The 22,078-nt window shown below is 71.6% G+C and carries 20 protein-coding genes, 2 pseudogenes and 1 riboswitch; of the genes and pseudogenes, 6 read left to right on the forward strand and 16 right to left on the reverse strand.

The window, feature by feature from the left end:
* Position 1 precedes the first annotated feature (1 nt).
* The 4 genes from ACWA15_RS02305 to ACWA15_RS02320 form a co-directional block, all read right to left on the reverse strand.
* Positions 2-706, reverse strand: a complete 705-nt coding sequence (locus tag ACWA15_RS02305) for a LutC/YkgG family protein (RefSeq protein ID WP_464057849.1) — start codon at positions 704-706, stop codon at positions 2-4.
* Positions 703-2,340, reverse strand: coding sequence for a LutB/LldF family L-lactate oxidation iron-sulfur protein (locus tag ACWA15_RS02310; protein ID WP_464057851.1), 1,638 nt, complete (start codon positions 2,338-2,340; stop codon positions 703-705). The genes ACWA15_RS02305 and ACWA15_RS02310 overlap by 4 nt, the downstream gene beginning before the upstream one ends.
* A complete protein-coding gene (locus ACWA15_RS02315; protein ID WP_464057853.1) occupies positions 2,337-3,155 on the reverse strand; it encodes a (Fe-S)-binding protein in 819 nt (272 codons plus the stop codon). The genes ACWA15_RS02310 and ACWA15_RS02315 overlap by 4 nt, the downstream gene beginning before the upstream one ends.
* Before the next feature lie 271 nt (positions 3,156-3,426).
* On the reverse strand, positions 3,427-4,206 hold the full coding sequence (locus ACWA15_RS02320) for an ATP-binding cassette domain-containing protein (protein WP_464057854.1): 780 nt from the start codon (positions 4,204-4,206) through the stop codon (positions 3,427-3,429).
* A gap of 438 nt (positions 4,207-4,644) precedes the next feature.
* Here ACWA15_RS02320 and ACWA15_RS02325 point away from each other — a divergent pair, with 438 nt between their 5' ends.
* Complete coding sequence (locus ACWA15_RS02325) at positions 4,645-5,475, forward strand: FadR/GntR family transcriptional regulator (RefSeq protein WP_464057855.1); 831 nt, start codon at positions 4,645-4,647, stop codon at positions 5,473-5,475.
* A gap of 468 nt (positions 5,476-5,943) precedes the next feature.
* On the opposite strand, the pseudogene ACWA15_RS02330 reads toward ACWA15_RS02325, so the two are convergent.
* The 7 genes and pseudogenes from ACWA15_RS02330 to ACWA15_RS02360 form a co-directional block, all read right to left on the reverse strand.
* Positions 5,944-7,272: pseudogene (locus ACWA15_RS02330) on the reverse strand (HNH endonuclease); the annotation flags it as partial.
* A gap of 317 nt (positions 7,273-7,589) precedes the next feature.
* Positions 7,590-7,754, reverse strand: a pseudogene (locus ACWA15_RS02335) (DMT family transporter); the annotation flags it as partial.
* Positions 7,755-7,771: 17 nt separating this feature from the next.
* The gene (locus ACWA15_RS02340) at positions 7,772-8,818 is read right to left on the reverse strand and encodes a hypothetical protein (protein ID WP_464057856.1); all 1,047 of its coding nucleotides are present in this window, start codon (positions 8,816-8,818) and stop codon (positions 7,772-7,774) included.
* Positions 8,815-9,210, reverse strand: a complete 396-nt coding sequence (locus tag ACWA15_RS02345) for a PadR family transcriptional regulator (RefSeq protein ID WP_464057857.1) — start codon at positions 9,208-9,210, stop codon at positions 8,815-8,817. The genes ACWA15_RS02340 and ACWA15_RS02345 overlap by 4 nt, the downstream gene beginning before the upstream one ends.
* A 35-nt stretch (positions 9,211-9,245) precedes the next feature.
* Positions 9,246-9,560, reverse strand: a complete 315-nt coding sequence (locus ACWA15_RS02350) for a DMT family transporter (RefSeq protein WP_464057858.1) — start codon at positions 9,558-9,560, stop codon at positions 9,246-9,248.
* Positions 9,561-9,570: 10 nt separating this feature from the next.
* A riboswitch (guanidine-III (ykkC-III) riboswitch) is annotated at positions 9,571-9,633 on the reverse strand.
* A 107-nt stretch (positions 9,634-9,740) separates the two neighbouring features.
* The gene (locus tag ACWA15_RS02355) at positions 9,741-10,229 is read right to left on the reverse strand and encodes a cupredoxin domain-containing protein (protein WP_464057859.1); all 489 of its coding nucleotides are present in this window, start codon (positions 10,227-10,229) and stop codon (positions 9,741-9,743) included.
* A gap of 4 nt (positions 10,230-10,233) precedes the next feature.
* On the reverse strand, positions 10,234-11,247 hold the full coding sequence (locus ACWA15_RS02360; protein WP_464057860.1) for a LacI family DNA-binding transcriptional regulator: 1,014 nt from the start codon (positions 11,245-11,247) through the stop codon (positions 10,234-10,236).
* Positions 11,248-11,353: 106 nt separating this feature from the next.
* On the opposite strand from ACWA15_RS02360, the gene ACWA15_RS02365 reads away from it, so the two are divergent.
* Entirely contained in the window at positions 11,354-12,871 is a 1,518-nt protein-coding gene (locus ACWA15_RS02365; RefSeq protein WP_464057861.1) for a UxaA family hydrolase, read from the forward strand.
* On the opposite strand, the gene ACWA15_RS02370 is transcribed toward ACWA15_RS02365, so the two are convergent.
* Genes ACWA15_RS02370 through uxaC form a run of 3 tightly spaced genes read right to left on the reverse strand, consistent with a single transcriptional unit; the run spans position 12,864 to position 16,071 of the window.
* Positions 12,864-13,226 (reverse strand): TraR/DksA family transcriptional regulator, encoded by a 363-nt coding sequence (locus ACWA15_RS02370; protein WP_464057862.1) that lies wholly within the window; start codon positions 13,224-13,226, stop codon positions 12,864-12,866. The two genes, ACWA15_RS02365 and ACWA15_RS02370, sit on opposite strands and share 8 nt — an antisense overlap.
* A gap of 60 nt (positions 13,227-13,286) precedes the next feature.
* Positions 13,287-14,528, reverse strand: a complete 1,242-nt coding sequence (manD, locus tag ACWA15_RS02375; RefSeq protein ID WP_464057863.1) for a D-mannonate dehydratase ManD — start codon at positions 14,526-14,528, stop codon at positions 13,287-13,289.
* A 31-nt stretch (positions 14,529-14,559) separates the two neighbouring features.
* Complete coding sequence (gene uxaC, locus ACWA15_RS02380; RefSeq protein ID WP_464057864.1) at positions 14,560-16,071, reverse strand: glucuronate isomerase; 1,512 nt, start codon at positions 16,069-16,071, stop codon at positions 14,560-14,562.
* 174 nt (positions 16,072-16,245) lie between these two features.
* Between uxaC and ACWA15_RS02385 the strand changes: the two genes are divergently transcribed.
* Positions 16,246-17,244, forward strand: coding sequence for a LacI family DNA-binding transcriptional regulator (locus ACWA15_RS02385; RefSeq protein ID WP_464057865.1), 999 nt, complete (start codon positions 16,246-16,248; stop codon positions 17,242-17,244).
* A 14-nt stretch (positions 17,245-17,258) separates the two neighbouring features.
* Complete coding sequence (locus ACWA15_RS02390; RefSeq protein WP_464057866.1) at positions 17,259-18,941, forward strand: mannitol dehydrogenase family protein; 1,683 nt, start codon at positions 17,259-17,261, stop codon at positions 18,939-18,941.
* An 8-nt stretch (positions 18,942-18,949) separates the two neighbouring features.
* Here ACWA15_RS02390 and ACWA15_RS02395 read toward each other — a convergent pair whose 3' ends face one another.
* Together ACWA15_RS02395 and ACWA15_RS02400 are read right to left on the reverse strand one after the other, a co-directional pair.
* Complete coding sequence (locus ACWA15_RS02395) at positions 18,950-19,516, reverse strand: sugar O-acetyltransferase (protein ID WP_464057867.1); 567 nt, start codon at positions 19,514-19,516, stop codon at positions 18,950-18,952.
* Positions 19,517-19,564: 48 nt separating this feature from the next.
* A complete protein-coding gene (locus tag ACWA15_RS02400) occupies positions 19,565-20,185 on the reverse strand; it encodes an NAD(P)H-dependent oxidoreductase (RefSeq protein WP_464057868.1) in 621 nt (206 codons plus the stop codon).
* Between the two features lie 83 nt (positions 20,186-20,268).
* Here ACWA15_RS02400 and ACWA15_RS02405 point away from each other — a divergent pair, with 83 nt between their 5' ends.
* Both ACWA15_RS02405 and ACWA15_RS02410 read left to right on the forward strand, forming a co-directional pair.
* Complete coding sequence (locus ACWA15_RS02405) at positions 20,269-20,745, forward strand: MarR family winged helix-turn-helix transcriptional regulator (RefSeq protein WP_464057869.1); 477 nt, start codon at positions 20,269-20,271, stop codon at positions 20,743-20,745.
* A 4-nt stretch (positions 20,746-20,749) separates the two neighbouring features.
* Positions 20,750-21,703, forward strand: a complete 954-nt coding sequence (locus ACWA15_RS02410; protein WP_464057870.1) for a 5'-3' exonuclease — start codon at positions 20,750-20,752, stop codon at positions 21,701-21,703.
* Positions 21,704-22,078 lie beyond the last annotated feature (375 nt).

A 22,078-nucleotide genomic window follows, 5' to 3' on the forward strand; every position in this document is an offset into this window, starting at 1 on the left:
GTCAGCCGACGACGACGACGTGCAGGGTGCGCGGTCCGTGCACGCCTTCCACCCGGGAGAGCTCGATGTCGCTGGTCGCGCTCGGCCCGGAGATCCACGTCTGGGGGCGCGCGGGGTGCTCGGCGAGGATCGTCACGCCCTCCGGCACGGAGTCCACCACCTGGTCGGCCCGGACGACGCACACGTGGACGTCGGGGACGAGGGTGATGGCCCGGCGCCCCTGGTCCTGCGCCCCGTCGAGCACGATCGTCCCGGTGTCGGCGATGGCCACCCGGGCGGCGGTGATGACGACGTCGACCTCGTCGAGCTCGAGGGCGCTCATCGGCGCCTCGCGGGAGTCGGTGAGCACCGCGGTGCCGGACGGCAGCCCGTCCACCCAGTGCCTGGGCAGCCCGGAGGGCACGACGACGGCGCGCGCCCGGGGCGCGCCGTGTGCGGCAGCGGACTCGGCAGAGTCGGACTCGGCGAAGAGGGTGCCGAGGATCTCGCCGACGAGGGCGGTGACCGCCTCGTCGGTGTCCACCCGGTGCACGTGGGCCTTGTAGTCCTCGAGGCGGTCGATGAGCAGGTCGATGGCGCCGGGGGAGCCGGGGGCGTGGTCCCCGGTGCGGCGGTAGTCGCGGGCCACCGGGGCGAGCGCCTGGTGACCGGTGACGCCCTCGAGCGCCGTGCGGACCCGGTGCAGGATGTCGCTGCGTGCGCTCATGATGCGTCCTCGGGGGTCGTCGGCGTGGCCGGTGCAGTCGGAGAGCTCGGTGCGGCGGGTGCGGCGGCGTCGGCGCTGGCGGCGTCGTGCGTGCGGGCCCACCACTGCCGGAAGGTCTCCTTGGGCGGGGCGGGGATGTCCCGGGCGCCGGTCCACAGCGACCCGGGGTAGGGCAGGGCTGAGATCCGCTGTTTCTTGCCGGCCATGAGGCGCAGCGCGGCCGTGCCCTTCTCGGCCGTGGCGAAGCGCTGGGAGTCGGCCATGACGAAGGACGCGGCCTTCATCGCCGCCCCCCACGCGGTGGGCCGGTGGCGGGCCTTGTCCTCCTCGACCGTGCGCGCGCGCAGGTGCACGAGCAGGGCCGGGATGTCGATCTTGACCGGGCACACCTCGTAGCACGCCCCGCACAGGGTCGAGGCGAAGGGCAGGGTGTTGTTCGGGTCGGCGTGCCCGGTCGACCCGGTGAGCAGGGGGGTGAGGATCGCGCCGATCGGGCCGGGGTAGACCGAGCCGTAGGCGTGCCCGCCGACCCGCTCGTAGACGGGGCACACGTTCAGGCACGCCGAGCAGCGGATGCACTTGAGCGCGGCCCGGCCCACGTCGTCGGCCAGGGCGGCGGTGCGCCCGTTGTCGAGCAGGACGAGGTGGACGTTCTGCGGGCCGTCGCCGGGGGTGACCCCGGTCCACAGGCTCGTGTACGGGTTCATCCGCTCCCCGGTCGAGGACCGCGGCAGGAGCTGCATGAAGACCTCGAGGTCTTCGAAGTCCGGCACGATCTTCTCGATCCCCATCACGGTGATGAGGGTCTCGGGGAGGGTGAGGCACATCCGCCCGTTCCCCTCCGACTCCACGACGGTCAGCGTGCCGGTGCTCGCGACGGCGAAGTTCGCCCCGCTGATCGCGACCTTCGCGGCGAGGAACTTGCGGCGCAGGTGCGCGCGGGCGGCCATCGCGAGCTCGCGCGGGGCGTCGGTCATGCCGTCTGGGGTGTGCTCCATCCGCTCGAGGAAGATCTCGCGGATCTCGGAGCGGTTGCGGTGGATGGCGGGGACGAGGATGTGGGACGGCATGTCGTCGGCGAGCTGGACGATGAGCTCGGCGAGGTCGGTCTCGAAGGCCGCGATGCCCTCGGCGGCGAGGGCCTCGTTGAGGCCGATCTCCTGGGTGGCCATGGACTTGACCTTGACCACCTCGGTCTCGCCGGTGGCCTTGACGAGGTCGGTGACGATGCGGTTCGCCTCGGCGGCGTCCCGCGCCCAGTGGATGATGCCGCCGCGGGCGGTGAAGTTGCGCTCGAACTCCTCCAGCAGTGCCGGGAGGTCGGCCAGGACGCGGATCTTCAGGTCGGAGCCGGCCGTGCGCAGCTCCTCCCAGTCGGGCACCTCGTCGACGACCGCGGCGCGCTTGGCCCGGATGGTCGACGTCGCGTGGGCGAGGTTGCGGCGCAGCTGGGAGTTGCCCAGGGCGGCCCGCGCGGCGTCGGGGAAGGTCTCGCCCCAGCGCAGCGGGGCGTCGGGGTGGGGGACGTCGTCGCCGACGCGGGTGCGGGCCTCGGCGTCGCCCGACGGTGTGCCGGGGCGGGGTGCGCCGGCGCCCGGGGCGGCGAGGGAGGGCATGCCCAGGAAGGTGCTCATCGGGACACCTCGATCGTGGTCGCGGAGCGGTCGGCGGCCGGGTCGCCCACGGTCGTGGGCTGGGTGGGTTCGGCGCGGGTGCTCGCGAGGATCTCGGCGAGGTGCATGGTGCGCACCCCGGCGCGGGTGCGGCTCAGCCCCCCGCCGATGTGCATGAGGCAGGAGTAGTCCCCGGCGGTGAGCACCTCGGCGCCGGTGGACCGCACGTTCGTCATCTTGTCCCCGAGCATGGCCACGGAGGTGTCGGAGTTCTTCAGCGCGAAGGTGCCGCCGAATCCGCAGCAGGACTCGGCGTCGGGCAGCTCGACGAGGTCGATGCCGTCGACGGCGCGCAGGAGCTGCAGGGGGCGGTCGCCCACGTGCAGCATCCGCAGCGAGTGGCAGGTGGGGTGGTAGGTGACGCGGTGCGGGAAGTGCGCTCCGACGTCGGTCACCCCGAGGATGTCGACGAGGAGCTCGGAAAGCTCGTAGGTCTTCGACGCGACGGCCTCTGCCGTGGCGGCGAGCTTCTCGTCGCCCTGGCGGCGGCACACCATCGCCTGCTGGTGGCGGATCGACCCGGTGCACGAGCCGGAGGGGACCACGATCGCGTCCCACTCGTCGTCGAGGACCGGGGAGAAGGTCTCGACGTGGTTCTTGATGATGGGCAACGCGTCTTTGAAGTACCCGGTGTTGACGTGCATCTGCCCGCAGCAGGTCTGGGTGGGCGGGAAGACGACCTCATGGCCGAGGCGCTCGAGCAGGCGCACCGTGGCTTGCGGAGCCTGGGGGAACATGGCGTCGGCGAGACAGGTCGCGGCGAGAGCGATGCGCACGGTGGTCCTTGGGGGAGGTGGGTTGCTGACAGAACTCCACGATAGTGCATGTGGCCTGACCACAGGATAGCGCTTTCCGTCGGGGGTGCGGAAGGCGGTCATGGGTGCAGAAAACAGCCCGGGTCGCGGAGAGTGGCCGGGGTGCAGAAAGCAGGCCTGGGGGCAGAGCGCAGTCAGCCCGCCGTCCGGGGACGGCGGGCTGCAACAGACGGGGCCGCGGGCGGAGTCCGCGGGAGGGACGACGTGTCGGTGCTGGGCAGACGAGTCGAACCTAGGCGAACGATCCGACGGTCTCTGGGAATGCCGCGGCGAGCTCGCGTGTGACGGTGTGCTGGGGGTTGGTCAGCAGGTCCTGCATGCTGCCGGTTTCAACGAAGGCGCCGTCGTCGAGCACCAGGACCTTGGTGCACAGCCGGTTGATGAGGTCGAGGTCGTGGGAGGCGACGAGCAGCCCGATGTTGTTCTCCTCCACGACCTCCCACAGGCGCCGACTCACGGCGTCCTTGAGGGACTGGTCCATGGCTGTGGTCGGCTCGTCGAGCAGGAGGATCTCGGGGCGGGTGGCCAGGGCGGCGGCGAGTGCGAGACGCTGGCGCTCGCCGCCGGAGAGGGAGAAGATCGTTCGCTTGAGGAACCGCGGCTCGAGGAACATCACGGCGATCGTGTCCGCCGCGGTCGCCCCGGTCGCGCGGCCGGCCTTGCGGGCCTTGGTGAGCTCGCCCTCGATCGCCTTCTCCACGGTCTGGCGCGAGTCCAGCCCGCTGAAGCCGTTCTGCGCGACGGACCGGACCGCAACCCCGAAGCGCTTCTTGTCCCGCATGCCCAGGCGTCCCACGGTCGCGCCGTCGAAGTTCACTCGCCCGCCGCGAGCCTTGAGCCCTCCGGTCATCGCCTGGATCAGGGTCGACTTGCCGATGCCGGAACGGCCGATGACCCCGATCGCACCGGTGCTGGGGGAGACCGAGAGGTCGATCCCGTTGATCGTCGGGGTGCTGCCGTAACCCGCCACGAGTGCGTGTGCGGACAGGCTGGACGTCTTCGCGGTCATCATTCTCCTGTTCGGGGACGAGCCCCTTGTTCAATACTCGATCGGCCGCAGACCTCGCTGCCCACAAAGGTCAACGAACGAGAGCGCTTCAACGCTCCCACGATATGCCGTCGATCGCTCCGGATGTGACACCCGGTCCTGGCCCGTCGGTAAAGGTGGGTGCGGGGGAGTCGCTGGGCGGCCGTGATACCCGTACCGAGTGCGGAGATACGCCGACGGGTGCGGGGACGCGCCGACCGGGTGCGGGGACGCGCCGACCGGGTGCGGGGACGCGCCGACGGGCGCGGGGCCGCGCCGACCGGGTGGGGAAGCGCGGACCGAGTGCGGGACGCGCCGACGGTTGCGGGGCCGCGCCGACCGGGTGGGGCCGCGCCGACCGGGTGGGGAAGCGCTGGCCGGGTGCGGCGAAGCGCGGACCGGCGGCGGCGATACGCTGACCGAGTGCGCACCCATGAAGTGGTCCTCGCCCGGATCGAGGCGGACCTCGCCGCCGGACGCTGGGCGATCGGTGAGCGGCTGCCCGCCGAGCGGGCCTTCGCCGAGGAGCTCGGCGTCTCGCGTCCCTCCGTCCGCGAGGCGATCCGTGTGCTCGAGGCGATGGGCATCGTGCGGACCGCAGTCGGCTCCGGGCCTGGCTCAGGGGCGAGCGTCATCAACCGGCCCGCAGCCGGTCTCGGCTCGGCGATGCGCCTGCACCTCGCCGTCGGCACCCTGCCCGTGCGCGACGTCGTCGAGTTCCGGGTGCTCCTCGAGACGTGGGCGGTGGGCCGGGCCAGCGAGCGGGCGGTCGGCGAGCGGGCGGCCGGCGCGCGGGCGGCCGGCGCGCGGGGGAGCTCCGACGCCCGCGGTCGCAGTGGTGCTGTCGGTGACGCTCGTGCTCACGATGACGGCGAGGTCGGACCTGGCGGTGGTGGTGGCGACGCGTTGGAGACCGACGGAATGCTCGACGACGTCGTCGCGGTCCTCGACCAGATGGACGACGAGAACCTCACGCCCGAGGCCTTCCAAGAGCTCGACTCCGCCTTTCATGTCGCACTCGCGCGCCTGTCGGGGAACGTCCTCGTCGAGGCGGCCATGCTCGGTCTGCGCGGTGCGATCGAGAGCTACGTGCTGGCCGCCGCCGCGACGGTGCAGGACTGGCCCGCGACCGCAGCACGCCTGCGGCGCGAGCACCGCGCCATCCTCGGTGCCGTTTCGGCGGGCGACGTCGCGGGTGCGCAGGCGACTGTCGAGCGGCACATCACCGGCTTCTACGCCGAAGCTGGGATCTGATGGAGGGGCTCGGGGGACACCTGGTGGCTGCACAACGCAGGCCGAGGAGTCGCGCGACGGATCGCCGGCGAGTGTTCCCTGCACGACTCTTCCTCTCGCGCTGGATCGCCTGCTGTTCGGATCGTTCACCATTCTTGGTGATCTGATGTGTGAGCCTGGGGGACTGCCTCTGAGAACGTGGTCGGTTCTCGTGTCCTGGTCCAGACTCACCCCGTGGCCACGGCCGTGTCGGGTGTCTCGATTCGGATCGACCTCGCATTCGGGTCCAGCCGCGAGCTTCGCTCCTGCGCTCGGCGCGGGCGTCAGAATGCGCTCGGATCCCACGCGGCACTCTGCTCGCGTCGAGGACGCTTCCCGCCCCTTGTGGCGGGTGGCCCGTACCTCGCGGATTCCGCCGGTGCGGCGGTGGATGGTGAGGTTCTTGCGGTGCACCTCTTGGTGATGGAATCGGCAGAGCAGGATGCCGTTGTCGAGGGAGGTCTCTCCGTGGTCTCGGTCCCACCAGTGGATGTGGTGGACCTCGCACCAGCGGGCGGGGTGGGCGCAGCCGGTGAACTGGCAGCCGCGGTCGCGGGCGATGATCGCCCGGCGTTGCTCGCGGGAGTACACCCGTGCGGTGCGGCCCAGGTTGATCGGGACGTCGTCGGCATCAACCACGATGCGGGTGAGCTCGGCGTCGCACAGGATCCGGGCGACCTCGCTGAGCGGGACCGGGGTCCCGTCCTCGAAGGTCACCGGATCCACCAACCCCGGCACACCCACCTCAGCACCGACGTCAGCGTCGGGACTGGCGCCCGCGGCTTCGGCTGCTGCTTGGGCGGCGCGGCGGGTCAGCTCACGCTGGGCCTGGGCGAACGTGGCCTCGGTCATGATCACCGACACGTGCGGGCGCACCAGCGCCCCACCTTTGAGGGAGCCCCCGTTGACTGCCCGGTCGGCCACGTCCACCAGGGCGTCCGCGCACCGTTGGCCGTAGTCACGGTCGTCACCGGCCTCGGGCCGGGTCATCGCCGCCTCCACCGCGATCTGCACACTCTGCCCAGCCACCACGTCCAAGAACCCCTTGATGTGCGTGCCGGTCGGGGTGTGACTGATCGAGAGGAACCGGCGCCGACGCGACTCCTCGTGCGTGGCGTCGTGGGCGACGCTGTCCCGGCGCGCCAACCACCGCTCCGCGGTCTTGGCGAACGAATCCGCATCCTCCCCCGCCGCCAGATCCACCAGCTCGCGCGTGTCCGCACCGGTCAACGCCCCACCAGCGGTCCGTTCGGCGCGTTCGCGGACCTTGCCCAGCACCTGCGCATGCACCAACGTCACCGCACCGGTAGCCACCGCGTCCGCGGCCTCGGGGGACTCCTCCAGCATCACCGCCACGCTCACCTGCGTCCGGGCACTGCGCAGCCCTTCACCGGAGACCTGCCCCCGCCACGCCTCGAACGAGGCGAACCCCGCCTCCTTCCACACCCCGCACTCGCGCTCGGCGACCAACAACCCCGCCCGCTCCGCCGTCAACGACACGATCGCCCGATCCAGCTCCGCGATCCGCGCACACCGCACCCGAGACTGCACCGCCACCGGCTGACCAGGCTGACCAGCCCCCGGCTGAGAATGCCGAGCAGGCTGACCAGCCTGAGCAGGCAGCCCGAAACTCGCACCCGGAGCCTCGCCGAAGAGCGTCAGCCCACCGGCACCGCCGGGGCTCGCACTGCCCGCCGCACTGCCCGCCGCACTGCCCGCCGCACTGCCCGCCGCACTGCCCGCCGCACTGCCCGCCGTCCTGCTCGCGCTGCCTGCCATGACTCACCACCCGACGTCGCTGTCGAAAGACGAAAGACCATGCCCGAGAGAACCGGCAAACCCGGTTCCCAACCACTACCTCGACCCTAGACCGACCCACCGACAAACGACCGAAGGCCCCGTCACCAGCCGAACACCAGCCCAGAAACCCCGGAATTCCGGGCTTCCCAACCACTACCTCGACACTAGCTCGACCGTCTGACATGTCCGACCAAGCAAAGGCACCCATCCCCGACGCGACGACGGCGGCACCAGGAAGGGACCGCCGTCGGGCAGTGCCCATCGACCTCGCTGCAGCATGCACCCACTGACCAGTCGATAGCCTTGAGCCCCACTACGCAGTCCACGATCCCGAGCAGCAGCAGGATCCGCACGAGCGAGGCGGGCTCGGTGCAGGTGGGCATCGCGTGAGTCACGGTCCCGACCGCGCCGATGCCCACCCAGACGGCGTAGGCCGTCCCGGCCGGTAGTCCGCGCTCTGCTCAATCAGATGGACGACTCAATCAGATGGACGACGGATTCGCCCCTGCCCTTGCCCCTGGCGCCAGGCCTCGACCGCCAGCCCCGTAGTCACGAGCACGAGCGTTCCTTTCACGAGGATCTCCCACAGGGCGTCGCCGTCGAGGACGGAGGTCGTCGTCGAGAAGACCCACCAGGCGGCAAAGGCGGTCATCGCCCCGGCCTTGGCGAGCTGACGCCCGGTGGCCGGCTCCGGGGCGCCGTCCAGCAGCTCGAGGGCGTAGACCTCGGGGGTGCCGAACTGGTCGCGGGGGTGCGCGGATCCGCTGTCGTGCCAGTGGCTGTGCGCCTCGGCCACCTGGCGGCGGGCAGCGGCACGTGGGAGGTAGTAGCGGCCGCGGAGCAGACCGGTGAGACGGTCGAACCACTCCTGCGGGTTGAGGTCCTCGCTGTCGTCGGTGGCTGGGGTCGTCCCCGTCGACGTCGTGGCGCCCAGGACGACGACGGTGATCGAGGCGAGCAGCAGGAGGATCACCGGGATGCGACCCAGCGGCGGCTGGTCACGGAGCGTCATCGCCATGGCGATCGCTCCACCGAGGGCGGCTGCGGCCCCGGCCCACCAGCTCCAGCCCCGGCGCAGGTACCCGGCCTTGCGGTCCAGCGCACCCCACAACCCACCGACCCAGGCCGCAACGACCCCGAGGAAGACGGCGATCTCGGCGGGGTCGACCTCGGTCCACCAGCCTTCCCGTGCGAGGGTGAGGATGCTGATGATCGCCGCGCTCGACCCGGAGGTGAGGAGCAGGACACTCCTGCGGTCCCGAGGTGACCCACCGTCGAGGTCCAGTCGAGCGCGATCGGCCACCGGGACGCGCTCGCGGAGGACATCTCGGGCGTAGGCATCTGCTTCGCCGAAGATCTCGACGGCACTGCGGCTCGAGACCGCGCACGCCTCCCGTGCCTCACCGAGGACGTCGTCGACGAGGTCGGTGGGGACCGAGTGCGTCATGGCGAGCTGGTGCGCGAGGCGGTTGCCCCAGGCCTCGTCCTCGGGTCGAGCCCACGGGTGCGTCGTCGATGCGCTCATGAGGTCTCTCCTGGGTGGTCGGCGGCAGGTGTGTGGCCAGGGTGCGCGGCGGCTCCTGGTGGCTCGGGAGTGATGAGGTCGGCGACGGCCGCGCTGAAGGGCGGCCACCCGTGGCGCAGTGCCGCGAGCCGCGTGCGGCCGTGGTCGGTGAGGGTGAAGACCTTGCGACCCGGGCCGCCCTCGCCCTCGCGCCAGTCGGAGGTCACTGCCCCCTCGCGCTCCAGGCGGTTGAGGACCGGGTAGAGCGCGCCGCCCTTGACCAGTCCGATGCCCGCAGCCTGGAGGTGCTGGGCGACGGCGTAGCCGTGCGCGCTGCCGCGGGCCAGGACCGCGAGGGTGCAGGTCGAGAGCACTCCGCGCAACCATTCCGAGGTGAGGTCGAGGTCGTCCATGCACTGATCGTGTCACGGACTAGTCGCCATGTCGACTAGTCGATGACCTTGAGCCCCACCACGCAGGCCACGATCCCCAGCAGCAGCAGGATCCGCACGAGCGAGGCGGGCTCGGTGCCCGTGGCCATCGCGTACGTCACGGTGCCGACCGCGCCGATGCCCACCCAGACGGCGTAGGCCGTCCCGGTCGGCAGCTCACGCATGGCGTAGGCGAGGCCGGCCATGGACACGACGAGCGCCGCGCCGAACACGATGGTCGGGGCGAGGCGGGTGAGGCCTTCGCTGCGGCCGAGCGCGGTGGCCCAGACGGCCTCGAAGACACCGGAGACGACAAGAACGATCCAGGACATGACAACCCTCCACGCGCCGTCTTGTCGCTGACCGGGTACGGCGCACCTCGTCCGGGGTGCCAGGTGGCTAGGTGTAGCTAGGTGTAGCTAGGTGGGACTGAACCAGGAAACCGGCCGAACCGGTGCGTCTGATCCCCATCGACGGTACCCCATCGGGGTACCGCTGGACAGGGGGAGCGGTCAGCTCGCCCCCGTGACCTCGATCGTCAGCGTCATCCCTGCGGCGCGGTGCCCGCTCACGCTGCACCAGCCGTCGAGGTTCTCCTCGATCACGCCGAGGTCGAGGGTGGCGGACTTGTCCCGGGGGAGCAGGTCGGTCGACAGGTCGTTCTCGAAGACGAGGTCGTGCGGCATGGAGTCGGAGTTCTTCGCCTCGATGATCACGTGCGTGCCGGGCTCGACCGCGATGACCGAGGGCTCGAACCGCATGTCTTTCATGACCACAGTGACGGTCACCGCACCGTCCGAGGCCACCTCGGTGGCTCCGGGCTCGTCGACCGGGCCGCTGCACGCGCCGAGCGCCGCGAAGACGCCGACGCAGACGGCGAGGCGTCCGCGGGTCGTGGCGTGCCGGGTGTGGACGGGGTGCTGCCGGTGGTGCCGGCCGATCCGGCAGAGGCGGTTGGCGGGGTTGAGGTCGCTGCACTGGCTGATATCACGGTGGAACACACCCCTACTCTACGCACCGGCCCCGGCCCGGGGCCGCAGTCGAGGCCCGGGGGATCAGGTGGGAGGGGACCGAGAGGGTCCGGGAGGGCGCTGCGGGCACCGCCATCCGCGCGACGAGCAGGTCCGCGGCGAGTCGGCCGAGCTCGTCCGAGCGACCCGCGATCGTGGTCAGCGCGGGCCGGGCCATCCCCTCGGGCAGCGCGTCGTCGCAGCCGATGATGCTCAGCTCCCCGGGCACGTCGACCCCCCGGTCCGCGCACCGGGACTGCAGCCCGAGGGCCATGAGGTCGTCGTAGCAGATCACGGCACCGTGGCCGGAGGCCAGGACGTCGTCGGCCACCCGGCGGCCACCGTCGAAGGTGGGGCGGTGCGGTCCCCAGATGGTGAATGTGATGCCTGAGGTGAGAGCGGCGTCGTGCAGGGCGGCTTCCTTGGCCTGGCCGGACCAGGAGCCGGCCGGGCCGGCGAGGTAGAGCGCGCGGATGTGCCCGAGCGCGGCGAGGTGGGCGATGGCGCCGGTGAAGCCGGGGGTGACGTCGATGACGGCGCTGTCCAGCCCGGCCAGGCGGCGGTTCGCCAGGACCACCGGGACGCGGGAGGCGAGGGCGCGGATCTCGTCGTCGGGCAGGCGGGAGGAGACGAGGACGACGCCGTCTGCCTGGCTGGTCATGCGCCGCGCGATGCGCAGCTCGGCGGCGGGGTCCTCGCGGGAGTCGCCGATGAGCACGCCGTGGTCCTGGGCCTGGGCAGCGGACTCGATCGCGGCGAGCAGCGGCGCGAAGAAGGGGTTGGTGACGTCGGGCAGGATGACGCCGATGTTCGCTGAGCGGCCGGTGACCAGGCCGCGGGCCGTGCGCGACGGCGTGTACCCCAGCGCGAGGGCCACCTCGCGGACCCGGGCGACGGTCTCGGGGAGCACCCGCTCGCCGCTGTTCAGCGCGCGGGAGACGGTCGCGATCGAAACGCCGGCTGCGGCGGCGACGTCCTTGATGGTCGCGGCCTTCGGCAGGGAAACCATCACGTCCTCACTTCTCGTCCGGGTGCGCGGGACTGGTCTGCGTCCACGAGAAACGCTAGCATGTAAACGTTTCCGCACGCTCGCACCCACGACGATCGAGGACCCCATGTCCACCGACCTCACCCCGACCGACCTCGCCCCCGGCGTCCCCGCCGGCGCCGCCCTGCTGCTGCTCGCCGGCGACGACGTCGCGGTCACCATCCGCGACCTGCCCGGCATCCCGCGTGGGCACAAGGTGGCGACACGGGCGATCGCGGCCGGCGCGCAGGTGCGCAAGTACGGGCAGTCGATCGGGGTGGCGACCCGCGATATCGGTGCGGGGGAGCACGTGCACTCCCACAACCTCGGGATGGACCTGGCCGAGCGCGAGCACGAGTTCGCCACCGTGCACCACGAGCTCACCGTCCCAGACGGACCGCGACCGACCTTCCAGGGGTACCGCCGCGCGAACGGGCGGGTGGGCACCCGCAACTACATCGGCATCCTCACCTCGGTGAACTGCTCGGCGAGCACCGCGAAGATGATCGCGGACCAGTTCCGCGGCCCCGTCCTGGACGCCTTCGACGACGTGGACGGCGTCATGGCGCTGACCCACTCCTCCGGCTGCGGTCTCGTCCCGGTGAGCGAAGGTGCCCGGATGCTCGTGCGGACCCTCAAGGGCTACGCCGAGCACCCCAACTTCGCCGGGATCCTCGTGGTCGGGCTCGGCTGCGAGATGATCGCGGTCGGCTCGCTCATCGACGGCCTCGACCTCTCCCCGGACACCGTGCTCAAGCACCTGACCATCCAGGAGTCCGGCGGGATCCGCGCGACCGTGCGCCAGGGCGTCGCCGCGATCCGGGAGATGCTGCCCGAGGTGAACAGCCGCCGCCGCGAGACCTGCGACGTCGGCGAGCTGGTGCTCGGGCTCAACTGCGGCGGCTCGGACGGCTACTCCGGGATCACCGCGAACCCCGCCCTCGGCTTCGCCTCCGACCTGCTCGTCTCCTACGGCGGGGCGTCCGTGCTCGCCGAGACCCCCGAGGTGTTCGGCGCCGAGCACCTGCTCACGAGGCGCGCGGTGACCGAGGAGGTCGGGCAGAAGCTGCTGCGCCGGATCGACTGGTGGCAGCAGTACGCGGCCGACGGCGGCGGCTCCCTCGACAACAACCCCTCACCCGGGAACAAGGCCGGCGGGCTCACCACGATCCTGGAGAAGTCCCTCGGGGCGGTCGCCAAGGGCGGCCAGGCCGACCTCGTGGCGGTCTACGAGTACGCCGAGCCGATCACCGCGAAGGGTTTCTCCTTCATGGACACCCCCGGCTACGACCCGGTCTCGGTGACCGGGCTGATCGCCGGCGGGGCGACCATCGTCTGCTTCACGACCGGGCGCGGGTCGGTCCTGGGGGCCAAGCCGACGCCGTCGATCAAGCTCGCGACCAACTCCGAGCTCTACGCTCGCCAGGGTGAGGACATCGACATCAACTGCGGCCGGATCGTGGACGGGACCGCGACGGTGGAGGAGGTGGGCCGGGAGATCTTCGCCGAGATCCTCGCGGTGGCGTCGGGGAAGGTCACCGTCTCCGAGGACCTCGACCTCGGACAGGACGAGTTCATCCCGTGGCAGCTGGGGACCGTCACCTGAGCGCACAGGTGACGCACCGGTCCGCCTCCGGGCGGGCCTGCAGGCGCTCGCGCGGGATCTCGTCCCCGCACCGCACGCACGCGCCGTAGGTCCCCAGCTCCATCCGCAGCAGCGCTCGTTCCACCTCGACGAGGCGCGCCTCGAGCTCGGTGCGGATGCCCGTGCTGTGCGACCACTGCGCGGACATCGTCGCGCCCTCGGGGTCGTGCTCGTCGTCGTCGGACTGTGTGCCGCGGGAGTCGCGGACCGTGCGCAGGTCCTCGACCACCCGCTCGAGGTCGAGGGTGAGGGTGCGCCGGCGCTCGACAAGAGCGGCGGCGAGGTCGTCGTCGGGCAGGGGAGCCGGTGAGGTCATCACCCATCGTCACACGCGACGGCTCGGGCGCGCAGAACGCGACTGCGCGCCCGGGCGCGACTACCAGTCGTGCACTGTCCCGTCCTGCAACCGGTTGACCGGCAGGTACGCCGGCGTGTATTCGAACTTCGCCGCCATCTCCTCGTCGAGGTGCACACCCAGCCCGGGGTTCTCGCCCGGGTGGAGCAGCCCACCGGTGAAGGTGTAGCTGGTCTGGAACACCTCGAGGGTCTCGGCGGAGTGCTTCATGTACTCCTGGATGCCGAAGTTGTGGATGGCCAGGTCGATGTGCAGCGCGGCGGCCATCCCCACCGGGGAGATGTCGGTCGGCCCGTGCATGCCGGACTTGATGCCGTAGACCGCCGCGAAGTCGAGCAGCTTCTTCATCGCGGTCACCCCGCCGGTGTGCGTGACGGCGGAGCGCACGTAGTCGATGAGGCGCTCGGTGATGAGCGTCTGGTAGTCGTAGACGGAGTTGAACACCTCGCCGATCGCGATCGGCGTCGTGGTGTGCTGACGGACCAGGCGCAGCGCGTCCTGGTCCTCGCCCGGGGTGCAGTCCTCGAGCCAGAACAGGTCGTAGGGCTCGAGGGACTTGCCGAGCTTGGCGGCCTGGATCGGGGTCATCCGGTGGTGGCCGTCGTGCAGCAGCGGCAGCTCGGGGCCGAACTCGCCCCGGACCGCCTCGAAGACCGCCGGCACGTGCCGCAGGTAGGCGCGGGTGTCCCACGCCTCCTCGACCGGGAGCGGGCGGCCGTCGACGACGTTGCGCTTCGCGGGCTCGTAGTCGTACCGCGCGCCCGGCTTCTGGTCGGAGGCGACGCCGTAGACCTGGCCCAGGCCCGGCACGCCGGTCTGGATGCGGATGGCCTTGTAGCCGAGCTCGAGGTGGTTGCGGATCGAGTCGAACAGGGCCGGGATGTCTGAGCCGGAGGCGTGGCCGTAGGCCAGCGCCCCGATCCGGGACGCGCCGCCGAGCAGCTGGTAGAGCGGCAGCCCGGCGACCTTGGCCTTGATGTCCCACAGAGCCATGTCCACCGCGGCGATCGCTGCCATCGTGATCGGCCCGCGGCGCCAGTAGGCACCCCGGTAGAGGTACTGCCAGGTGTCTTCGATGTTGTTCGCCTCGCGGCCGACGAGCAGCGCGGCGACGTGGTCGGTGAGGTAGCTCGCGACGGCGAGCTCGCGGCCGTTGACGGTCGCGTCGCCGAGCCCGACGACGCCGTCGGAGGTGGTGATCTTGAGCGTGACGAAGTTCCGACCAGGGCTGGTCACGACGACGCTGACATCACTGATCAACATGAGGATCCGATCCAGGAAGAGGGAGGTGCGGTCAGCGCCGCTGCGTGTACGCCGCGAGGGGCAGGTTGTAGGCGAGGTCGACCGCGGTCTCGACGGCCTCGTCGAGGTCGAGGCGGTGCTCGGCGACCAACCGGGCCAGGTACCCGGCGTCGATCCGGCGGGAGAGGTCGTGCCGGGCCGGGATGGAGGCGAAGGCGCGGGTGTCGTCGACGAAGCCGGTCGTGTTGTAGAAGCCGGCGGTCTCGGTCGCGGTGTCCCGGAACCGGCGCATGCCGTCCGGGGAGTCGAGGAACCACCACGGCGCGCCGAGCTTCATGGCTGGGTACACCCCGGCCATCGGGGCGAGCTCGCGGGAGTAGACCGTCTCGTCGATCGTGAACACGATGATCCGGAAGCCGGGGTGGTGGCCGAACGCCTCGAGCAGGGGGCGCAGCGCCCGGGTGTACTCGACCGCGATCGGGATGTCGTACCCCTTGTCCGCGCCGAAGGTCTCCAGCCGGGCCTGGTCGTGGTTGCGCAGCACCCCGGGGTGCAGCTGCATGACGAGGCCGTCCTCGGCGGACATGGCCGCCATCTGGAAGAGCATGTGCCCGCTGAACGCCTGGGCCGCGGCGGCGTCGACGTGCCCTGCGCCCAGAGCGAGGTCGAAGATCCGGTTCGCCTCGGCGCCGGATAGCGGGGTGGTGTCGGCGAGCAGGTGGCCGTGGTCGGTGGCGCGCGCGCCGGCTGCGATGAAGGCCTGGCGGCGCTGGCGCAGCGCGGCGAGGAAGGTCGCGTAGGAGACGACGTCGATGCCCGACGCCGCACCGAGGTCGGCGATCTCGCCGGCCCAGTCGGCGCGGTCGAGGTGGAGCAGCGGGTCGGGGCGGAACGTCGGGACGACCTTGGTGCCCCAGCCCTGAGCGGCGAGGCTCGCGTGGTGGGCGAGGTCGCTGCTGGCCGGGTCGGTCGTGGCGAGGATCTCGATGTTGAACCGGTCGAAGAGCGCACGTGGCCGGAAGGCGTCGGTGGTCAGGACCTCGGAGAGGTGGTCGTAGATGGCGTCGGCGGACTCGGCGCTGGGGCGGCGGTGCACCCCGAACACCTCGACGAGCTCGTGCTCCATCCAGTACCGCGTGGGCGTGCCGCGGAACAGGTGCCAGTTCTCGCAGAAGGTGCGCCAGATCGCGCGGTGGTCGGTGCGCGGGATGACCGGGCTGGTGGGGTCCAGCGGCGCGACTCCCATGTGGGCGACGCCGTCGGGGCTCGTGCCCTGGGACACGATCATCCGCACGAGGTAGTGGTCGGGGATGATCAGCAGCTCGGTCGGGTCGCCGAAGAGCGGGTTCTCGTCGAGCACCTGGGCGTCGACGTGACCGTGCATCGAGACGATCGGCAGGCGGGCCGTTGAGGCGTAGATCTCCCGGGCGAGCGCCCTGGTGACCGGGTCGGCGGGCAGCGCCCGGTCCGGGTGCAGGGTCCAGTGCTCGGGGCTGCCGGCCTGGTCGGTGGTGGTCAGGGCGGGTCCCGCTGTGGGGGTCCCTGCTGCCTGCTGTGACGTCACGCCGCCTCCTCGTTGAACCATGCAGTGATGAAATGCTGCGATCGTTTGCAGTCCATCGTGCGCGCCTCGCCATGAGAAAGCAACCCGCGTACCGAGGACTGTGCCGAGGACTTGACGGATCCCTACAATCGTTTGCAGACTGGGTTGACGACTACTGCGACAGGGAGGTGACCCATGGTGACAGCGCGTGACGTCGCAGCGAAAGCCGGGGTCTCCATCTCCACAGTCTCCCGCGCACTGTCCGCCCCGAGCATGGTCAACGAGACCACCCGGAGACGCGTGATCGACGCGGCGCGGGAGCTGGACTACCGTCCCAACCCGGCCGCTCGCGGCCTGCGTGTGGGCCGGACGAACACTCTGGGCCTGCTCATCCCCGACCTCGAGAACCCCTTCTTCGCCTCCGTGACCAAGGGCGTGCAGAGCAGAGCTCGGGCGGCCGGCTACGCGGTGTTCGTCGCGGACTCCGACGAGGACCCCGCGCAGGAGATCGAGCTCATCGGCAGCCTGGCCGCCCGGGTCGACGGCATCATCCTCGCCTCGCCCCGAGCCGTGAGCGCGGAGCTCCTCGACGCCGTCGCGGGGAAGGCCGTGGTCATGCTCAACCGTGAGGTCGGGGATATCCCGTCCATCACGATCGACAATGCCGACGGGATCCTCCAGGCGGTCAGCCACCTGCGGGCCCTCGGGCACCGCACGATCGCCTACGCGAGCGGGCCCGCCCACTCGTGGTCCGGTGAGGAGCGGCGCAGAGGGATGGCAGCGGTGGCCGAGGCGTTCCCCGACCTCACCGTGGTCCAGCTCGGCCACTTCCGTCCCTACTTCTCCGGCGGCTATCCTGCCGCCGACCTCGCGGTGGCAAGCGGTGCGACCGCAGTCATCGCCTACAACGACGTCATGGCGCTGGGCGTCATCGACCGGCTCCGGCACCGCGGCATCTCCGTCCCCGGCGACATGTCTGTCGTGGGCTTCGACGACGTCCCCGTCGCCTCTCTCGTCTCACCCGCGCTCACGACGGTCCAGATCCCGCTCGCGGCCCTGGGACGGCGAGGCGTCGACCTCCTCGTCGAGCGTCTCGAAGGCGCCGTCGACGTGACCACCCGAACCGTGCTTCCTGTCGAGCTCATCATCAGGAACTCCACCTCCGTGCCGGTGGCGGGTCCCGCAGCCGGCTAGAAAGGTAAGTGCAGATGCGCAGTCCCCAGAGTCCCCGACTCACCCCCGGCGCGCCCGTCCTCGACACCGTTCGACTCAGCCTGGCCACCCTCGACCAGGCGCTCGCCCGACCGCAGGCCCGACCGCAGGCCCGACCGCAGGCTCGACCGAAGGTGAGCGGACCGGTCGTCGACCCGACCGCCGTCACCGTGGGGATCGTCCACCTGGGCATCGGCGCGTTCCACCGCGCCCACCAGGCGGTCTTCACCGAGGACGCTGCGGCGGCCACCGGGGAGACCGGCTGGGGGATCCTCGGGGTCACTCAGCGCTCGGCCTCCGTGGTGGACCAGCTCGCCTCTCAGGACGGCCTCTACGGGGTGCTCACCAAGGGCGCCGACGCGTCCTCGCTGCGGATCATCGGCTCGCTGCGCGGCGTCGCCTATCCCGGCACCGACACCCTGCTCGTGCTGGCGGCGCTCGCGGCGAGCACGACCCACGTGGTCACCCTGACCGTGACCGAGAAGGGCTACCGGATCGGCGGGGACGGCGCCCTCGACCTGTCCGACGACGACGTCCGCGCCGACCTGGCGGCTCTCGTCGCGCAGATGGCCGGGTCGGGTGCCGACGCCGAAAAGGCGGGATCTGAGGTGGCGGGATCGGGCGTGGCGGCGTCGGGCGACGCTGTCCCCGCGCGCTCGCCGATCGGTCTGCTGGTGCGTGGCCTGGCCCTGCGCCAGGCCAACGGTGGCCCGCCTATCACCGTGATGACCTGCGACAACATGGTCGACAACGGCCGGGTGGTGCAGGCGCTGGTGACCCAGTTCATCGAGGCCGGTGCTGCGTCCGGTGCGCAGGAGGGCACCGCCTCCGCGGAGCGATGGGACGGACTGCGCGCCTGGCTGGCCGGGTCGGTCACCTTCCCGTGCACCATGGTGGACCGCATCGTCCCGGCCACGACGCCGGCCCACCGCGCCGAGGCGGAGGAGCTCACCGGGCTGCGCGACGACGGGCTCGTCGTCGCCGAGCCGTTCACGCAGTGGGTCATCGAGGACTCCTTCGCCGGGCCCCGCCCCGCCTGGGAGCGCGCCGGCGCGACCCTGACCAGCGACGTCGCGCCGTACGAGCAGGCCAAGCTGCGGATGCTCAACGGGACCCACTCGATGCTCGCCTACCTCGGTGCGCTCACCGGTCACCGCCTCATCGCCGACGCGATCAACGACCCCGAGCTCGAGGCGGTCGCCCGCACCCTCCTGCTCGACGACGTCGTCCCGACCCTGGAGGCGCCCCCCGGCCTCGACCTCACCGAGTACGCGGAGTCGCTCATCGAGCGGTTCAGGAACCCGAGCACCGGGCACACCACCATCCAGGTCGCCATGGACGGATCGAAGAAGCTGCCCTTCCGACTGCTCGGGACGGTGGCTGACCGCCTCGCCGCGAGCGTCGTCCCGGAGGGGGCGGCACGTGCCGTCGCCGCGTGGATGGTGTTCGTCGCCCGGGGCAAGACCTTCGCCGGTACGCCTCTCGTCCTGGACGACCCGCTGGCGGCCGAGCTGCGGCGGACTGCGACCGGGCCGGACGACGGCCTCGTCGCGCGGATGCTCACGCTCGGTCAGGTGTTCCCGGACGCCGTCGCAGAGCATGCGGGTTTCCAGGCTGCCCTCGAGCGGCACGTCACAGACCTGCTGGGACGCTTCCAGCCGGTGGGCGAGGACGGGTAGGGCGACGGTCAGCGCAGTGAGCGCACCACTCGCGCCGGCGAGCCGACGACGACCGAGCCCGCGGGGACGTCCTTGGTGACGACGGACGCCGCGCCGACGACGGCGTCGTCCCCGATCGTCACGCCCGGCAGGACGGTCACGTTCGCGCCGAGCCAGACGTTGCGACCGATGACGATGGGGGCAGGGTGCATGTCCGCCCGGCGGCCCGGGTCGAGGTCGTGGTTGAGCGTGGCCAGGACGGCGTTGTGACCGATGAGGCAGTCGTCGCCGATGACGATGCCGCCCTGGTCCTGGAACCGGCACCCGGAGTTGATGAAGACGCGCTTCCCGAGCCTGATGTTCCGCCCGAAGTCGGCGGAGAACGGCGGGAAGACCGCCACTGACGCGTCGATGTCCCGCCCGGTGAGCTCCGCGAGCAGCTCCCGCACCCGGGCCGGCTCGTGGTAGCTCCCGTTGAGCTCGGCGGTGATGCGCAGCGCCTGCTGGCTCACCTCGTGCATGACGGCGTGCAGCGGGGAGTCCCCGGTGATCGTGCGGCCGGCGTCGAGGTCGGCGAGGAGGTCGTCGAGGGTCATCGTGGGGTTCTCGCTCTCGGCTGGAGGGTGGATCCCATCGTCGCAGCCTCAGCTCAGGGTGCGGAACCGCTCGGTGATGCGCGCGAGCGACTTCTGCCGGCTCGCGGCGCCGCGCTGCTCGGAGCGGTGCACGGCGATCCAGCGCACGCGGCGGATGCCGATGAGCCGGAACGTCCCCTGGACGAGGACGCGGTGCGCCGGGCGGCCGAACCAGGAGCGGTAGAGCGCTCGCGGGGTGGTCATGGCGGTGAGGACGGTGACGCCACCGAGCCGGTCGAGCCGCCGGACGAGCGCGCCGCCGGGGCGGGGCTCGTCGAAGGCGAAGCCGCGGGTGAGGACGCGGTCGAGGAACCCCTTCGTCCCGGCGGGCATCGCCATCCACCAGGTGGGGAACACGAGGGCGAGGTGGTCGGCGGCAGCGAGCCGCGCCTGGAGCCGCGCGACGTCGGCGCGCGGGGGTGCCCCGGTGCGCCAGGCGACGAGGTCCTCGGCGGAGAGGACGGGGTCGAATCCCTCGGCGGCGAGATCGACGACGTCGTGGGTGTGGCCCGCTGCGTCGAGGCCCGCGAGGGTGGCGGCGAGCATGGCGGCTGAGAGGCTCCGCCGGTGGGGGACGTTGTCCGACGCGGTCGCGCCGTAGGGGTGGTCGAAGACGACGAGGACGTGCACGGGCTCTCCTGAGGCTGGCGACGAGACAACGGTTGCGTGTGCAACGGTTGCACATGGGACGGTCATGGGTCAACACTGGACCCATGACCGACACCCCCACAGACGACCGGACCCCGCCCGCACACGGGCAGGAGTGCGTGGGCGGCGAGCAGCTCGTCGATCTCTGGCTCGGCGCCCGTCGCGCGGTGGCCGCGCTGGAGCGCGCCATGGAGTCGCGCCTCCAGGCCGAGGTCGGCATCTCCTCGCCCCGCTACGCACTCCTCTGCGCGACCGGGTCGCCCGGCAGCGCCACCAACCAGCAGGCGATCTCCGCCGCGCTCGGGCTCAACAAGAGCAGCATCAGCCGCCAGGTCGAGGCCGCCGTGCAGGACGGCCACCTCGCCGCGCACGCCTCGCCCGGCTCCCGCCGAGACAAGGAGGTGGTGCTCACTCCGGCAGGGCGCAGCCTGCTCGACCGCGCCGACGCCGTGCTCGCCACGCTCGCCCGCGACGTCGACCCGGGGGAGGTCGCCACAGCCCTCAAGGTGCTCGACGGCTTGAGCCCCGCAGTCGTACCGTGACGTCATGACGGAACGCCGCCCGCTCCTCCTGCTCGACACCGCCTCGCTCTACTTCCGCGCCTTCTACGGCGTCCCCGACACGGTCACGGCCCCCGACGGCACACCCGTCAACGCGGTCCGCGGGCTGCTCGACATGATCGCCCGGCTCGTCACCGACCACCGGCCGTCGCGCCTCGTGGCCTGCTGGGACGACGACTGGCGCCCCGCCTTCCGCGTCGCGGCCATCCCCACGTACAAGGCGCACCGCGTCGCCGAGATCCTCCCCGGCGGGGTGGCGGCCGAGGAGGTCCCCGACCTGCTCGCGCCGCAGGTTCCCGTCATCGTCGACGTACTCGCCGCCCTCGGGATCGCCCGCATCGGTGCGCCCGGCTACGAGGCCGACGACGTCATCGGCACTCTCGTCGCCCAGGAGCGCGGCAGGCCGGCCGCCGACCGCTCGCCGATCGACGTCATCACCGGCGACCGTGACATGTTCCAGCTCGTCGACGACGACGCCCGGGTCCGCGTGCTCTACACCCAGCGCGGCATCAAGAACCTCGAGGTCGTGGACGAGGCGCGGCTCGCGGAGAAGTACGCGGTCGCCTCGGGCCAGGCCTATGCGGACATGGCGGTGCTGCGCGGCGATGCGAGCGACGGCCTCCCCGGCGTGCCCGGGATCGGTGAGAAGACCGCGGCGACGCTCGTCGCCCGCTACGGCGACCTCGCAGGGATCCTCGCCGCACGCGACTCCGGCGACGCCGGGATGACCGCCGGCCAGCGCACGCGCCTCCTCGGTGCCGCCGCCTACCTCGACGTCGCCCCCGCCGTGGTGCGGGTCGCCCCGGACGCTCCCGTCGGCGTCGTGCACGACGCCCTGCCCACCACCCCGGCCGACCCCGAAACCCTCGACGTGCTCGCCACGCGGTGGGGGCTGGCCTCGAGCGTCCAGCGGGTGCTGACCGCTCTCGACCCCGGCTGAGACTGGCCGACGCACGCGCCGCTGGCCGGCACCGATTGGCCGCTACCTGTTGACATTGAAACTTCACCCTGTCAGGGTCGGGTGAAGTTGGGAAGCGCTTCCCAGGTCAGGTGACCTCCACGAGCAGATTCACGGACGAATTCGCTCGCGGTGTTGAATCGATTCAAAGCAGGTCGGTGCTCCGTGCACCACCCGCCGCGACCGGTCCGCACCGGGTCACCGCCGCACAACCTGCACCACCCGCACCATCGCGTCCGCCGACGACCGTGGCAACAGCGCCACGGTCCCCTGGCCCGAGACCCGGGACACAGGAGTCGCCCCGGACGCGCACACCCCTGTCGCAGGCACGCACATCACGCCTGCGTCGGAACTCAC

It is taken from the genome of Sanguibacter sp. TS_SC_8 (genome assembly GCF_055361235.1).